Here is a 16,502-nt window from a genome sequence, read left to right as displayed (position 1 = left end):
TGATCTACTTGATCATGTGGGACTGGGTAGAATGGCAGGGGTTAAATACCCACACGAATTCTCTGGCGGTCAACGTCAACGTATTTCAATTGCTCGTGCACTGGCAACACGTCCGCGTTTATTGATTTGTGATGAACCAACATCCGCACTTGATGTATCGGTACAAGCGCAGATCCTTAACTTGCTTAAAGATTTACAAGACGAACTGAATTTAACCATGTTATTCATCAGTCATGATTTGCCTGTTATTCGCCAAATCAGTGACCGCGTTGGTGTCATGCAAAAAGGTAGACTCCTTGAAGTCGCACCGACAGAAGAATTATTTACCAATCCTCAACATGAATACAGCCAACATCTTGTGTCGTTAATGCCTGAATTTAAAGGCCTACGAGACAAATTAGCCAGCTAGCTATGAATTGTTCGTGATAACAAGAATACGAAAAAACAACAGTTAAACAATAAAAAAAATAAACACAACATATACGGGCGTCACGTCCCAGCATGAAGGAGTTATGCAAATGAAAACCTTAAAGACCAAACTAGCCATTGCCCTAATGGCCGCAGGCCTAAGCTTTAGCGCTGCTGCAGCAGACATTACTGTTGCTTATGATGCAGACCCAGTATCGCTTGACCCACATGAGCAGCTATCTGGTGGTACACTACAGATGTCGCACATGCTGTTTGATCCGCTGGTTCGTTTTACCAAAGATTTTGATTTTGAAGGCCGTATCGCTGAAAAATGGGAGCGTGTTAATGACACAACTTTCCGTTTTCACCTACGCCAAGGCGTAAAATTCCACTCTGGTAACCAACTAACAGCTGACGACGTGGTGTGGACATTCAACCGTCTACAATCATCAGTTGATTTCAAAAACGTTTTCTCTCCATACGAAAAAATGACCAAGATTGATGACTACACGGTAGAGATCGTGTCTTCAGAACCGTACCCACTGGTGCTACAAACAGCAACTTATATCTTCCCAATGGATAAGAAGTTCTACACAGGTAAAACTGACGGTAAAGATAAGTCTGAAATCGTTAAACACGGTAGCTCATATGCATCAACACACGTATCTGGTACAGGTCCATTCACTGTTGCTTCTCGTGAGCAAGGCGTAAAAGTTGTATTCGAACGTTTCGACGGTTACTGGGATAAGCAATCACCAGGTAACGTTGACAAGCTAACACTTGTGCCAATTAAAGAAGATGCGACACGTGTTGCAGCGCTGCTTTCTGGTGATGTAGATATGATCCACCCTGTTGCGCCAAACGATCAAAAACGTGTTAAAAGCGCGAAGAATGTAGATCTAGTAACAGTTTCTGGTACGCGTATCATCACGTTCCAAATGAACCAAAACAGCAATCCAGCACTTAAAGATGTACGCGTACGTCAAGCTATCGTACATGCAATTAATAATGACGCAATTGTTAAGAAGATCATGAAAGGCTTTGGTACTACAGCTGGCCAACAAGGTCCAGCTGGTTACGCAGGCTATGACGCTGACCTAGTGCCACGTTATGACTTGAAAAAAGCGAAACAGTTAATGAAAGATGCGGGTTATGAAAATGGCTTTAAACTTTCAATGATGGCACCCAACAACCGTTATGTTAACGATGCAAAAATCGCCCAAGCGACCGCTTCAATGCTATCTAAAATCGGCATTAAAGTTGATCTTAAGACCATGCCAAAAGCACAGTACTGGCCTGAGTTTGATCTTTGTTCAGCTGACATGATGATGATTGGTTGGCATTCAGATACTGAAGATTCAGCTAACTTCTCTGAGTTCTTAACGATGACTAAAGACGCTGAAACGGGTCGTGGTGCTTATAACTGCGGTCAATACTCAAACGCTGAAGTTGATAAGTTAGTAAACAGCGCAAATGCTGAAACAGACACAGCAAAACGTGGCGTGATGCTACAACGTGTTGAAAACATCTTGTATGACGAAGCTGCTTTCGTGCCGCTACATTGGCAAGATCTAGCTTGGGGCGCAAAATCGACTCTACAAATTGATCCGATTGTAAACGCACTAAACTTCCCGTACTTCGGTGACCTTGTCGTTAAATAATATTTACCGTTAACTAACGACAATTAAATAAGCGGCTAATAAATAGCAGCTTATTTAATAGCTTAACTATACGGTGTTTTTATCAACAAATAAGGATAGAAACACCGATTGTTTTTACAAAAATATAACTATAAAAGTTATAAATTTAATATGACTTGGGGAGACAAGGAATGTTCACATTTCTGATCAAACGCCTATTTCAGGCCTTGGTAGTAATGTTCGTGATCAGTTTGGTAGCATTTTCCATTCAAGATAATCTAGGCGATCCATTACGCGAATTAGTTGGTCAATCTGTATCAGAAGACGAACGCCAAGCACTGCGTGATGAACTCGGTCTTAACGATCCGTACATAACTAAATATAGCCGTTTTCTTGTTAATGCATTACAAGGTGATTTAGGTACCTCGTATTTCTTTAAAAAACCAGCAGCTGAAGTTATTTTCGATAAACTTCAAGCAACGCTAGAACTGGTGTTCGGTGCCTCGATCATAATTGTATTCGTGTCGATCCCGTTAGGTGTCTACTCGGCAATCCATCCCAAGAGTGCACTAACAAAATTAATCATGGCAGTAAGTAGTGTTGGTATTTCGGTGCCAGTATTCTTAACTGCAATCATGTTGATGTATGTTTTTTCTATCGAACTAGGCTGGCTACCCTCTTATGGGCGTGGTGAGACCGTCAATATCATGGGTTGGGAAACAGGTTTCCTCACTATGGATGGTTTCTTACACTTGATTTTACCAAGCATCTCATTGGCTTCTATCATGTTGCCACTTTTCATCCGCTTGGTTCGCTCTGAAATGCTTGAAGCGTTAAGTTCTGAATACGTCAAGTTTGCTAAAGCCAAAGGCTTAGCTTTAAACAAAATTTACTACGTACATGCCCTTAAAAATACCATGTTACCTGTGATCACTGTTGGTGGTGTACAGATCGGTACTATGATTGCTTACACCATTTTAACCGAAACAGTATTTCAGTGGCCTGGCACAGGTTTCCTATTCTTAGAAGCGATTAACCGTGTTGATACGCCCTTAATTACGGCTTATGTCATCTTTGTAGGTTTAATCTTTGTGGTAACAAATACCCTTGTAGATCTGTTATACGGGTTCGTTAACCCAACAGTAAACATTACAGGTAAAGGATAATTAGTATGAACACAGTGACTTCTTCTCATGTTCCTACTCGCTGGGAACGCTTTAAAAACTCTGACCTTATCTATTATTTCTTAAGAGATAAGGTCGCAATGTTCAGTTTTGCGATCTTTTTAACATTCTTGATCACCGCCTTTGCCGCGCCATTAATTGCACCAACAGACCCGTATGATATTACCAGTATCGATATCATGGATTCTGAATTACCCCCTTCTTGGTTAGAAGACGGTGACGAACGTTTCTTATTAGGTACTGATGATCAAGGCCGTGACATCTTATCAACCATGCTTTATGGTTCACGCTTATCACTGACGATTGGTTTCTTAGCCGTTGGCGTGCAGTTAATCTTAGGTATTGTTATTGGTCTGTCTGCAGGTTACTTCGGTGGTCGTATTGATAGTTTCCTGATGCGTTTTGCAGACGTGCAGCTATCTTTCTCCACCATGATGGTGGCGATTATTGTCTCGGCCATTTTCAAAGCCAGCTTTGGTAGTGAATTTTTTAGTCAGTATGCCGTTGTCATGCTCGTGGTGATCATTGGTGTTGCCGAATGGCCCCAGTATGCACGTACTATTCGTGCATCGGTATTGGCCGAGAAACAAAAAGAATACGTTGAAGCCGCACAAGTGATGGGCTTAAAGTCGATGCGTATTATGTTTAGACACATTTTGCCAAACTGCTTGTCCCCTATCCTAGTGATTTCAACAGTGCAGATTGCCAATGCCATCATGTCAGAAGCTGCATTGTCGTTCCTAGGCCTAGGCTTACCAGTTGACCAACCTTCACTGGGTGCATTAATCAGTACCGGCTTTAAGTACATTTTCTCTGGAGCTTGGTGGATCACAGCCTTCCCAGGTGTATTGCTAGTAACACTTGTTCTGGTAATCAACCTGCTTGGTGACTGGTTACGTGATGCGTTTAACCCGAAAATCTATAAAGGTTAAGCGAATATATTCCATCGTTTATATGTAAGTAAATAATGGTAAAAGAAAAGCACTGAACGTGAATACGTTCAGTGCTTTTTTGTATTCTGGAAACGATCTTCTACAGCATTGCTATCTGTTATTCTTATCTTCCTGTCAGGTCAAAGTCCCTTGGTGTTCACACAGACTTAGCGTTACTGCGTTGGACAGGATGGCTTAGAGTATAAGCTTCAAAGGGCACTGTTCGCATTACAGAAAGTATGGCTAGATTGAGATTAACACCTCATTAAGCGATGCGATACCTATGTAAACGGTCAATTATGATCCGAAAAATTCGCTTTTTTCTTCATATCAAACACTTTTGTCAGTAACGGGGGTTGAATTGAGTAATGCTTTGACAATCCAGATGAAGAAGCCAGTAAGGAGAAGGTTTACAGAAAGACTCAAAGCAGCCACTGTTACCATTGAGCCGCCAATACCATAGCCCAGAGCCAAAACCAGAATACCAGCTCCTACCTCACCACGTGGCCACATGCCTATTGCCAGTGCTAATCGCTCTTTCCAATGGGCTTCACGCTTATAGACAAAAGCTGGGAACATCTTGCCCACATTTGAAATGATGGTGACCATAAATACATGAAAAGCGATCATTCCAGGACTTAGCTGCGGATCTGAGCTGGCAAGATCACTATTAAAAATCTCTGGCATATTCAGTCCAACCAGAAAGATGAAAATAGAAGATACAATCGTGGCAACTTTTTGCTCCTGGGGACTTCCCGGTCCCTCAATATGTTCTTCCCGGTTGTCGTCTAGGTGGGGGCGGATCCTTTCTGGACGCTTCATCATTATACCGAGCACAAAGGCAGGCAAGAGTATCTCGATGTGGATGGGAACTTGCTGGTCGATGAGGATGCTGGTGATGTAGATCATTTTCGATATGCCAACAATGGCCACAGCGTAACCCAATACCCAAGGCCAAGATAGGGGGATAGACCAACGGTGAAGGTAAGTCCAGGCAAAAAAAAGCTGGATTGCCATAATCAATACAACGCCCCCCATTTGCCAGGACGCTCCGACCATCAGAATTCCCAGAGGAATCATGAGCAATACTGTATCCAGATCATCAAAGATCGCCAGTATACGTGCCTTTCTAAACAGCCAGGTTGAACTAAGTCCAGCTGCTGCTAACATGGAAAACAAGACCCCTGCAGAAGTGGGAGAAGCAAATCGGGAGATGACCAACGCAGGCTTCCAATCTTCCCAGCTTGTAGCACCTTCAGGACCTAGGATATAGACGAAATAGAGGGTAACAAATATCCAGGGGAAAGCTGCTGCAGTCATAGCAACGACATAGTCCCAGCCATAGCTTCTGAGTTTTGATTTATCCAATTCAAATTCGTAACCAACATTGATCATAATAAATGCTAGACCAATGAGTGTAAAAACTGTGATCAACTCAGAAATGATATGGTATGAATCTCTGAAGTACCCTGGGAGTAGCTGCGATCCAATCAGTCCTACTGTGAGTAGGATGGAGAAAATGAGAACTTTTTTCATGAAATTTAATTTCGGTCTTATGTCTTGGTCAATTTATGGGTGAACATTTTGACCTCCACTTTATAGATCTATGTTATTGGTATGATCACCAATACCGTTACCCTACACATACGGTTGAATTGAAAAACGGTCTTGTAAAATTAAAGTATCCTGGATTTGAAAAAGAGGGTTCTATTTCCTCATTCAGATATCTGTCTATTAAGCGACATCTGGCCCGAATGTTTACCCATTAAATTATCAACAGCTTCTGCATCCACGTAGGCATAAGGCACTAATACTTGATCCGCACCCGCATCTTTTAAGCGGTCGCTATTATGCGAAACATGTGCAGTCACTACGAATAGTTTTCATTGATATAGTCCATAACTTTAACGTTTTAATGGGCTGTAGAATGCCTCAACTTTCATAAAAAACACACTTTACGAAAGGTTATGGTCTCTAAAATATAGATTAAAAAGTGACAATTTGCAGGGGGTTTATTAAAAAAGTAACTCATGAGTAACGCACTGGCAATGGAAGTGAATCGCAAGAATTAGTTAGACGCTTCCGAGTGTCTGCAAGGATAATTGGTAGTAACAAAATAGATATTCAAAATGTGATTTTTGAACATAAAAATAGCTCCAGAATCGCTCGTCCCCCCAAAAAATGAGTTACACAGTAGCCAAGTGAATTTGGTCACTGTTTTTTTGTTTTGTAAGTCGCTATGAAGGCAGAATCGCCTTCGCATCCAGTTAAAAGATGGAAAATATTGTGAGTGAGTTGCAACTCTAACAAGAAAAGGGGCAAATTCGACTTAGCATGATTACACGAACCAGAACTGGACAATTCCAAGTTAGCAGTGAAAAATAAATAATACCAAGAGTGATTCTAAACTCCTTCCCTTTACCAATAATTATATTTCTGAACAGGTTAAAATGTCATTTATTGAATGGGATAGACGGCAGTGTTGATGCTATAAAAAAGGTTCAACAAGTATTAGAATAGAAATAAAGAAGGCTTCTAATATCAATTTAGAAGCCTTCTTTTCATATGTAAATTCGCAGGTCAATAACTTATATAGTAGCTCAATAACTTATATCCTAAGTCAAAACCCTAACGTATTATTTAAAACAATACATTATTACGCTTCAGCTGGAGTCATACCTTCAGCTTCTTTACTCTTTTCAAGCATCTTGCGAATAACAAATGAAGCCATGAATGCGACAATAACCATCACTACTGCTAAGCCTGTTAGTAGGCTAAAGTAATCACCGTAAACTGTTTGCACGATTTCTTGAGTGACCTCTTGGCCTTTTTCTAACGCAATAGATGTAGAGAATACCGCACCAACGATACCACTCATTGCAATCGCTACTGAGTATAAACTTACCGAGAAATTTTCAATGTGTTTAGGTGCCACAGACAAGATGAATGCCACCACCATGCTACCCACAATCACTTCTGCAAATGCTTGGAAGAAATGAATAGCGAGGAATACTTCAGGGCGAATAACGGCATCTTCACCGACGTTCAATACTGCCATGGTAAGAATACCAAATGCGATAGCCGTTAAGATAAATGCGAAACCGATTTTGGTTGCTGTGGTAAAGTTAATATTACGTTTTTCAAGTGTTAAGAATGCATATACGATCACTGGACCAGCAACGATACACCACAGTGAATTCATCGCCATTGCCGCTTCAGGGGCAATAGGGATAAATCCAAACAGATCACCACGCATGGTATTAATTGTTACCATGGTCATAGATGTCATCATTTGACCGTAGTATACAAAGAAAGCCGTTGTTAATAGCGTCATGATTAGGATGGTACCCATCTTCAAAGCATCTGCGCGTTCAGATTTAAGCATTAACGAAATGAAGTAAAGGATCGCAGCAGCACCAATTGCATAGATGATATTCTGACCGATATCCATGTTCGAAAACATGAAGAATACTAGCCCTATCATACCTAAAGATAACGCAGTAAAGGCAATCCAATTTTTTGTACTCACCGGCGCTTGATCAATTTCAGCTCCAACCGTTAAAAATCGTTTGCGAGAAGCGATAAGAAGAATGAAAGCAACGCCAGCCAAAGCAGCAGATAACAAGAAGCTACCATTAAAGCCAACGATAAGTACCAACATAGGGAACAAGTACTGGCCGAAAAATGCCCCAACATTATTAACAGAATAGTTAACTGGGTAACCATTTTCGAAATCTTCCTGACTGGTAAACGTGCGTTTGAACAAGCTAGGATATGACGGCGACATAAGACCACGGGCGTAACTGGCTAGCGCAATACCAACCAGACACAACTGTACATTACCAGCCGATGCACCGAAAACAAGTAAGCCATAACCCATGGCAAAGGCAAGATAAGCAATAGTTAACGAGCGATAAGCCCCTAAGAACTTATCTGCAATGAAACCACCCGCAATCGCAAACAGCGGGCCAATAGCAGAAAATGCACCAACAACCATCATGGTGTCAGCTTCGCTATAACCCAAATCTTCTAAAAAGAAGCGGGTTAAAATAATCATTACGCCGTAAAAAGATAAGCCAAATAACATTTGGCAACACATCATAGATTTATTCAAGCGATTCCACATAACTGATCTCTTTTATTAAGAATACGTAAAGAAAGGTAAATACGCCGAGATGTTAACACTTAAGGAGTAATCAATTAGAGGGGAAGATCTCATAAACAAACACAAATACATTACAATTACTTATGTAAAAAAATAATAAACCTAATAGATATAACGACATAACACTAATTTAAAGCATATAATATTAAGAGTGGTTTCATTATTTATACTATTAATAATATAATGCTGCACGAATATAGTTAGCGAACCTCGAAAGCGAACTGTTACCAGTAACAAGCAGACTAATACTTTACAATGTAGTTATAAATAAGATCAGGGATTAAATGAACAGGTACGTTATCACATCTAAATTTAAATCAACGCAAGGGTTCACTCTAGTTGAACTTGCTATTACCATCATCATTTTGGCTGTTATGGCTGCGGTTGCGCTCCCGAAATTCTTAAACTTCCGTGAAGATGCTGAAATAAGCCGTGTTAAAGCCGTTGCAGCCGCTTACCAAGAAGCCGTAAGCTTTGTGCAAATACGTTATCAAATTTTAGGTTTAAGCCAAAACATGGCTAATATCCCTGGCTATGCAGATGGTACTATCGACGTAAACCCTAGCGGCTTCCCACTGGGTATTGATAAAAATGTAAATATGTCTAAACCTAAAAATATAGGTAAAGGTGCACAAGGCTGTGTTTCATTATGGAATATACTACTTTTAGATCCCCCTTCTGTATCACAAAAAATATCTGATGATACTGACTTTACCTCTTATCGCCACAAGGTCAGTAACAGCGGTTCAGGAAGTGATCTAAGTCAGTGCACCTATATTTTAAGAACCCTAGGGGATACAACCAACGATCCAACAAAAGCAAAAATGGCGATTAACTATGACTCAGAAACGGGGCGCGTTATTACTATTTTTCAGGACTAACGAGCCAAAAAAAGCGATGGCATATACCATCGCTTGTTCATTTTAATGTTCAGACCAAGTTACGCTGTGTTTGAAGTCTTATCTAATTGCACCGTTAATGCTTCACACTCTTGAGTTAACTCACCCACGTCACGTCCAAGCGCTTTCTCTGCCTGATTCACTAACACGCTAATTTGTTTATTATCCCACTGGTAAGCTTCGCTATTATCAATTTTGCTGTAGCCTTGTTGGCGCTCAGTATAACGAACGGCCATGCACACAGCATCACGAGCGAGCAGCTCAGGATTGGTTGGTACATAACGAGCAATACCGCCTTTAATTGGCGCAGCATTATCGCCTAATATGCCTTTTGCAGCTAACCGACGTGTTGGAGAATGACCAATAGCAAAGCCCCCATCTGGTGCGACTACCGTTACTGCGATCGATTCTTCAGCACCTTCAACAAAACTAACCAGTTCGCCGGTATTTTTATCGAGTATGCCAAAACCAACGCCAAGCATAAGGTCAATGCTACCAAAACTGTTCACCGCACCAATACTCACAGCAATACCGTTCGCGGTAATAGTAGGTGTTAATGCATTAATCGAATTAAACCCCGGGAATACATCAATATTTGCGTCCCAAACTAATTCACCTGAATCACCATTGTCTTGTATTTTTACAATTTTATGCATAGTGATCGCGTAAATCTCGCCATTATCAGCACTAATGGCAGGTGATGCCGCAATTTGCTCACCGACATTAACACGCCAAATTTCTTTTAAATCACGAGATAGCGCAATGATATTACCATGATCATCGGTGGTAAATACTTTTTGACCATCGTTAGATACTGATGGTGTCGCCCCCGTACCGCCATCAAAATCAAAACGTGATGCGATATCTAATTTGTAATGTCCTTCGGTGGTTGCAACAATATCTAGCGCATACAAGGCGCCAAGCTCAGATACATTATCTTTGCTTCCATCAAGTTCATCAGGCGCGGTTGCTGCAACATAGAGACGATTAGAAATAGGGTCGCTGGCATAGAAGTTCGTCACTTCACGACCACCACCGAAGATAATATCGGTAATAGTCGTAAATAAACCAGCGGTATTTTCTGATTCGCCAAATTGCACTTCCGCGGCTTCGTCAGCCCAATTACGCACAAATTCAGGTGGACGAGCATCCAAATTTGTCACCGCTGGCGAGCCCGGTAAATCAAATGCTTCATCAAGCAATGCTTCACCCGTTAGTCGGTCAAACAATACTATTTTACCATTACCCGTGACCACGCTTAACGCGTTTAACCCTGGTATGAAATTAACCCCCCAAGCATGTGGTGCAATCGACTCGCTATCATCCCATCTCAACCCTGTTTTTTGGGTCCATAAAATATTACCATCCGTCGTCACAGCCCAAATATTATGATAAGTCGAATGATAAATAACTTCTTGTTTATGTTCTGGAGAGTTAAGGATTAGCGTTGCACCAGAACCATTTATGTCGCCGTTAGCAGGCAATGTCCAACGCCGCTCACCCGTTTTACCATCAAGAGAAACAAGACTCACATCTTCATTCGGGCGGAAAGGACTGAAGTACAAATGACCTTGCTGATCAATCGAAGGGCCTTCTGGTACATAAAACTGAGTTTCAGCAACCCAAGCTAGCTTTTGCTCTGGTGCAGTCGCAATCATCAACTGGTCAGTATTATTAATACTGCCATGCATAGTGTGGAACGTATTTAATACCGGTACGGTATCACTCATAGGTCCGGCGTTCGGCACACCACTCGGTTTCCACTCTGTTAGTTTATATTCAGGCCGCGCCTTAGGTTGTGCATCCGTATTAATCATTGAGCAACCCGTCATTAATGTCGACAACATAACGACACTAGAAAGAGCGGCTAATCGACATTTTTTATTCGTATCCATGAATTAATCCCTAACGTATGAATGGTGAAAACAAACTAACGATATCACAGCTTAGCAACATCAAATTTATCATTTAACGCCAAGTGTGACGAACTGTCTCCTACTTTATCTCCGGTCTATAAAATAAAACTAAGATACTGATATTATATAATAACTTTTATACATCATCCGTCGACATAACTAACAACCTGTTACTTCTGGCGTAAAATGATAAGTAGAATGCGCATTTGCTGTGATACTTTTCTGACATCGTTAAGTAAATGTTAATCCAAGGATAGGTCTTCATTATGAAAGGTAAAACCATAGCCATAGCTCCGATAATTGTTAGTTCATTAATCTCCGTGAATGTTATCGCTAACGAGAAAAACCAAGCGGCACTGACAACAATAGAACCCGCATCAGCAGAAACAAAAGCCCCCCAAATCCCAGAGATAAATTTAGTACCGTTACCAACAACAAAAGCATCACGTGCTATTTTTATTCGAGGTTTTACCAGCCTAGATACACAAGCGACAAAAAATAGTGCCGTAACAATTAACCATGATGATGTATACATGGGTCGAACGGTTGGTCTTGCCGCTGATGTCGTAGATTTAGAGGATGTTGTCTATAGCCGGGGGCCAACGACTAACTCAGGTCGTAATGCTCTCGCTGGTAGCGTTAATTATGTATCGATTAAGCCGCAAGATGATTTTGAACTAGAGCAAGAGTTTTCTGTCGGCAGTCAAAATGAACTTAAATCTAAGACCATGATTAATATCCCTTTTAGCGATACCCTAAGCGGTCGATTTAGCATTTCGAGTTTTAGTCGTGACGGCGCTATCGAGTCAACCGATGATAAATCTATCGGCAATTTCGGTGACATGGATACAAGTGCTGTGACGGGGGCATTACGTTGGAAGCCCAACGAAAAACTAACCGTTGACTACGCTTATGATTATTCTGATGCCGATTACCTTAGTCCTTACATCCAGTTATTAGCCAGTGATAGCTTAAAACCCGGTGATGCAAATGCTGATCGTCAAACTTCAACCGATTTATATTTAGAGGACACCAACAATCATACTGCACAAGGTCATCGCTTGGGTATTGAATGGCAGTTTAATGAACGCACCAAATTAGAATCAATTAGCTCATACAGAAATGCGGATGGTAATATAGATAGTGTTATCGGTACACAACAATCAACCGCTGGAGGTACCTTAGATGTAAACCAATGGTCACAAGAGTTTCGCTTAAGCAGCAGCCTAGTCAATGATCGTATCAACTTTACCTTGGGTACGCTGTATTACACTGAAGACAGTGACTCGACTGCTTATGCCGATAACGAACGCTATGTTAATAACACCGCTTACCTTGGCCTCCAACCAGGGCAATTATATCAGGGGTTGCAAACATCGACCTTTGCCACTTCAACAGACGGCGCGTTAGAAAATATTGCAGTATATGGTGAGGCTAGTTTCGTTCCAACAATACTCAACAATAAGTTAACGATTACCACAGGTTTACGTCAGGAGTGGGTGGATATTGATGCCAATAAGCAATACGATGGCAGTTGCCAACTGGCGCCAACTGGCGGGGTAATTACCGACCCAACCCATCCACTTTATATTAAAGCACTCGCTATCGCTGGCGCGCTTTGTCCTGGCGCTTGGGAAGGTACAGGCTTGCCACTGCCTGGCAATGATATAGACGACGTCTATGTTGAAAGCTCAGCCTCATTCAAAATGTTATTACCGTCGATTAAATTGAATTATGAAATTGGCCGTGAAAAAAACATTTACGCATCAATACGTAAAGGTTGGAACCCTGGTGGTTTTAATGCCCTTGCTAATGTAGAAAACTTCACTGATGGTTTTGACGAAGAAACCATGATGACTTATGACATCGGTTTTCAAGGTAATTTTGCCAACCGAGCACTACAACTAAACGCTGTCGCTTTCTATAATGACATTGATAATCACCAAGCAAATACATCGAACCGCGTTCACCCAACAATGGTGGATACTTACAATGTAGAAAAAGCACACTCTTACGGCTTTGATCTAGATTTATTCGCCTTCTTATCTAAAAATGCCATGGTTAAATTCAACTATTCATACCTGCAAATGGAATATGATGAATACAGCCATAAGGATGAAGTAAAATCAAGAATCCCAGGTGTTGACCCTGTAACTAATCCAATCACACAGGATGTCCCCGATGCGATCCCGCAAGCACCAGAACAAACCATACTCACCTCGTTTATTTACCGCTTTGATAAAACTGACTTTGGGCAACCAACAGTAGTGTTAACCAACATTTACCGGGGGGCATTTTACAGCGTTAATAATGGTTTAGATATATTAGAGAATGACAGTTTCTCATTATTAAACCTTGATTTAACACTTGCTGAGGTCCCTTTAAAAACAGGTGAACTAGCTGTCAAACTATGGGCAAAAAACTTATTAGATGAAGAGTACACACTGGCGAAATACGGTTATGGTTATGGCTCAGGAGCAACATCAGGTCCTGTCATCGGAGTATTTGGTCCAGAACGTACTTATGGTATTAAAGTACATTACACCTTCTAACGAGTAGCTACATACCCAATCATTAGCGATTAAACACAAACTGTTCCCCTCCAAAAAAAGCACGCATATAGCGTGCTTTTAAACTTCCTTATTTAACAAACTAAGGCGTAACGATATTAAATACGCCTTCAGGTTTATCAAGCAATGAGAAGAACCTTACTAAACCAAGCTTGCTACCTTCAATACTTAAATCATCTGATAACAGCACTTCAGATACACCCGCGACACCAATAACCAAATCAATGAATAACTCATGGCTAATATTAAGAGTCGCATTAGCACCGCTGTCTTTCGGCGCCAACTTATGACGTAGTACCGCGTTATCGAGTGTTAACACATAGTTGTTGCCTAAATCGGTGAAGTTAATATTTAACTTAAACTCTTTACCGAATGCATCAGGGCCGATAATACGCGCAGCCATACTTTCAAAGAATTTCTCGACTGGCGTTTTTAATAAGATAACTTTCATTGATGCCAGATCAATCACCTCTTTCGCTGCCCCATGGCGTAGTTCATAAGCACCAGAAAGGTAAACATCACGCCAAGGCGCAGATTCAGCTTGATAGCCAAGTTGATCATAACTACGTGCTAACCATTCTTTCGCATCACCATTATCTGCATCGGCAAAGACCACGTGATTTAATAATTCAGCGCTCCAACGATATTCGCCTTTATCGTATGCTGCTTTGGCATTTGCAATAACCGCATCAGCACCGCCCATTAATTTAACGTATTTAGACGCAGTTTGATATTCAGGCAATGGGTCTAACGTCACGGGATTGGCGTTATACCAACCAAGGTATTTTTGATATATCGCTTTGGCATTATGTTTCGCTGTGCCGTAATAGCCACGGCTAGAAAATGTATTTGCAAGCTTAGGTGGCATCACGATCTCTTCTGCGATCTCTTTTGGCGTTAAGCCCGCATTGAGCATACGGACTGATTGATCATGGATATATTGATAAGTATCGCGCTGTGAAACCAAGAAATCATGAATGTTTTCCTGTCCCCAGACCGGCCAGTGATGGCTACCAAAATAAACGGTGGCTTCTTTCTGATTATCAATGGCTTCGTCAATCGACCTGCTCCACGCCACTGCATCACGTACTTGTGCGCCACGTAATGTGTATAGGTTATGCATTGTCTTGGATACCATTTCGGCACCACAATAGGCTTTAAACTTAGGTAGGTAGAATGTGAATTCTGACGGTGCTTCAGTACCTGATACAATTTGGAACTCAAACTCAACACCATCAATAATCTGGGTTTCATCGTTATGCACTGTTAATGTCGGTTCTAGAATACTAAAGGTGCCAAACGGTACCGCTTTACCAAGACCCGCATCAACATGACCTCTTTCTGAACGTGGTAATAAATTACCATACATGTAACTCGCACGTTTACTCATCGCAGGGCCGGCGATAATATTTTCATTGGTCGCTTCTTCCATAAAACCACCTGGAGCAACAACTTCAATATCAGCGACATCATTACCAGCCGCTTCAAGCAATCCGGATACACCGCCAAAATGATCCATATGGCTATGCGTAAATACAATAGTAGAAACAGGACGGTAACCAAGTTCTTGGTTGACAAAGTCCAGTGCTTTTTTGGCTGTTTCAGACGTTGTCAGTGGATCAACAATAATCCAGCCTTTTTTACCTTCAATAACGGTCATGTTGGCTAAATCAAATCCACGAACTTGATAAACACCATCAGTGACCTTAAACAGACCGTTGATATTATTTAGCTTAGCTTGACGCCATAAGCTGGGATTAACACTGCCTGGAGCATCGCCATTAACAAAATTATATTCCGACAAGTCCATGATCGTCGTACCGTCTTTATACTTAACAACGAACTCTGGTAACGTGGCGATAAAACCACGGTTAGCATCAGTAAAGTCTTGCTTGTCTTCGAAAGGAAGTTCAGTTAATACTGACTTATTTAATTTAATAGTATGCTCAGATGCCGCTGTAAAACCATATTTATCGGGTCCAGAGCTGGGGAATACATCATCATTCTTTGGTCCACAGGCCACTAACAATAAACTGCCAGAAGCAATAACGACTAACGGTAACACTTTATTTAAATTATATTTTTTTTGGATTACTACTCTTAAATTTTTTTTATTAAACATACGCATATAGCCATTATGTAGTAGGAGGATAACAACAAAATACCACAACTCATTAACAAGCAATTTATCATTTTGCGCCCACTTATCAGGCAACCTATACATTTAGCTTTCGAACATCAAAATAGCTTACTTTTATGTTCATCTCTATACTGTGAAGGACTTTGAGCAAACCAGGTTTGAAAAGCGCGGGTAAAGTTACCCATGTTTTTATAACCTAAATTTTCTGAAATAGTTAAAATCGATTCATCCGTGTTACTTAAATAATACAAGGCCAGTTCCTGTCTTTTATGCTTTAAGATATCTCTGAAACTCAATCCCTCTTCTTTTAAACTACGACTGATAGAGCGAACACTCATGTTCAGCATCACTGCAATTTCATTAAGCGTTGGCTCATTATTCGCGATCGAACTGTGGATCAAGCGTTCAATTTTTTCAGTTAACGACATTTTATCTAACACCGAAGTTTCAATCATTCTCTTTTCACGCATCAGGTTTTTCACTGAAAATTGCGTTAATATTGATTTATTTAGCCATAAACAATTCACTTCCTGATTAAATTTAACATCACAGCTGAAATACTCTAACCAAGGCCGTGCACTTTTAGGCTTACTTCTAACTAGATCAACATTATTTATAAACGAATCGGAATCAACAAAGCCATTAATG

The 16,502-nt window shown here is 40.9% G+C and carries 12 protein-coding genes; 6 read left to right on the top strand and 6 right to left on the bottom strand.

What is annotated here, in order from left to right; translation table 11 throughout:
* The 4 genes from QNK26_RS07810 to QNK26_RS07795 all read left to right on the top strand — a co-directional run.
* Positions 1–409 (top strand): ABC transporter ATP-binding protein (locus QNK26_RS07810; protein WP_319222027.1); only part of this gene is annotated, 409 nt, incomplete at its 5' end.
* Positions 410–518: 109 nt separating this feature from the next.
* Entirely contained in the window at positions 519–2,069 is a 1,551-nt protein-coding gene (locus QNK26_RS07805; protein ID WP_319222025.1) for an ABC transporter substrate-binding protein, read from the top strand.
* 170 nt (positions 2,070–2,239) lie between these two features.
* Positions 2,240–3,214, top strand: coding sequence for an ABC transporter permease (locus QNK26_RS07800; RefSeq protein WP_319222024.1), 975 nt, complete (start codon positions 2,240–2,242; stop codon positions 3,212–3,214).
* A 5-nt stretch (positions 3,215–3,219) separates the two neighbouring features.
* Complete coding sequence (locus tag QNK26_RS07795; protein WP_319222023.1) at positions 3,220–4,164, top strand: ABC transporter permease; 945 nt, start codon at positions 3,220–3,222, stop codon at positions 4,162–4,164.
* A gap of 330 nt (positions 4,165–4,494) precedes the next feature.
* Here the strand turns inward: QNK26_RS07795 and QNK26_RS07790 are convergent, their stop codons facing one another.
* The 3 genes from QNK26_RS07790 to QNK26_RS07780 all read right to left on the bottom strand — a co-directional run bounded on the left by QNK26_RS07790 (position 4,495) and on the right by QNK26_RS07780 (position 8,290).
* Positions 4,495–5,559, bottom strand: coding sequence for a hypothetical protein (locus QNK26_RS07790; protein WP_319222022.1), 1,065 nt, complete (start codon positions 5,557–5,559; stop codon positions 4,495–4,497).
* Positions 5,560–5,879: 320 nt separating this feature from the next.
* Positions 5,880–6,035, bottom strand: coding sequence for a hypothetical protein (locus tag QNK26_RS07785; protein WP_319222020.1), 156 nt, complete (start codon positions 6,033–6,035; stop codon positions 5,880–5,882).
* Positions 6,036–6,820: 785 nt separating this feature from the next.
* Positions 6,821–8,290, bottom strand: coding sequence for a peptide MFS transporter (locus tag QNK26_RS07780; protein ID WP_319222019.1), 1,470 nt, complete (start codon positions 8,288–8,290; stop codon positions 6,821–6,823).
* A 323-nt stretch (positions 8,291–8,613) separates the two neighbouring features.
* On the opposite strand from QNK26_RS07780, the gene QNK26_RS07775 reads away from it, so the two are divergent.
* A complete protein-coding gene (locus QNK26_RS07775; protein ID WP_319222017.1) occupies positions 8,614–9,210 on the top strand; it encodes a type II secretion system protein in 597 nt (198 codons plus the stop codon).
* Between the two features lie 59 nt (positions 9,211–9,269).
* Here the strand turns inward: QNK26_RS07775 and QNK26_RS07770 are convergent, their stop codons facing one another.
* Entirely contained in the window at positions 9,270–11,123 is a 1,854-nt protein-coding gene (locus QNK26_RS07770) for a PQQ-binding-like beta-propeller repeat protein (protein WP_319222016.1), read from the bottom strand.
* 287 nt (positions 11,124–11,410) lie between these two features.
* Between QNK26_RS07770 and QNK26_RS07765 the strand changes: the two genes are divergently transcribed.
* Positions 11,411–13,696, top strand: coding sequence for a hypothetical protein (locus QNK26_RS07765; RefSeq protein WP_319222015.1), 2,286 nt, complete (start codon positions 11,411–11,413; stop codon positions 13,694–13,696).
* Positions 13,697–13,796: 100 nt separating this feature from the next.
* On the opposite strand, the gene QNK26_RS07760 is transcribed toward QNK26_RS07765, so the two are convergent.
* On the bottom strand, positions 13,797–15,836 hold the full coding sequence (locus QNK26_RS07760; RefSeq protein WP_319222013.1) for an alkyl/aryl-sulfatase: 2,040 nt from the start codon (positions 15,834–15,836) through the stop codon (positions 13,797–13,799).
* Positions 15,837–15,952: 116 nt separating this feature from the next.
* Positions 15,953–16,502 (bottom strand): AraC family transcriptional regulator (locus QNK26_RS07755; protein ID WP_319222011.1); only part of this gene is annotated, 550 nt, incomplete at its 5' end.

Origin of the sequence: Moritella sp., from assembly GCF_033791185.1 — a bacterium.
In the GTDB taxonomy this organism is placed as follows: domain Bacteria; phylum Pseudomonadota; class Gammaproteobacteria; order Enterobacterales; family Moritellaceae; genus Moritella.
Note: the sequence above shows the minus strand (reverse complement) of the source record. Positions and strands in the feature narration are given on the sequence as shown.

What these genes read in the sequence shown, in the direction of transcription:
- QNK26_RS07805 (WP_319222025.1), top strand. Translation starts at nt 519, where the DNA reads ATGAAAACCTTAAAGACCAAACTAGCCATTGCCCTAATGGCCGCAGGC.
- QNK26_RS07800 (WP_319222024.1), top strand. Translation starts at nt 2,240, where the DNA reads ATGTTCACATTTCTGATCAAACGCCTATTTCAGGCCTTGGTAGTAATG.
- QNK26_RS07795 (WP_319222023.1), top strand. Translation starts at nt 3,220, where the DNA reads ATGAACACAGTGACTTCTTCTCATGTTCCTACTCGCTGGGAACGCTTT.
- QNK26_RS07790 (WP_319222022.1), bottom strand. Translation starts at nt 5,559, where the DNA reads ATGATCAATGTTGGTTACGAATTTGAATTGGATAAATCAAAACTCAGA.
- QNK26_RS07780 (WP_319222019.1), bottom strand. Translation starts at nt 8,290, where the DNA reads ATGTGGAATCGCTTGAATAAATCTATGATGTGTTGCCAAATGTTATTT.
- QNK26_RS07775 (WP_319222017.1), top strand. Translation starts at nt 8,614, where the DNA reads ATGAACAGGTACGTTATCACATCTAAATTTAAATCAACGCAAGGGTTC.
- QNK26_RS07770 (WP_319222016.1), bottom strand. Translation starts at nt 11,123, where the DNA reads ATGGATACGAATAAAAAATGTCGATTAGCCGCTCTTTCTAGTGTCGTT.
- QNK26_RS07765 (WP_319222015.1), top strand. Translation starts at nt 11,411, where the DNA reads ATGAAAGGTAAAACCATAGCCATAGCTCCGATAATTGTTAGTTCATTA.
- QNK26_RS07760 (WP_319222013.1), bottom strand. Translation starts at nt 15,836, where the DNA reads ATGTTTAATAAAAAAAATTTAAGAGTAGTAATCCAAAAAAAATATAAT.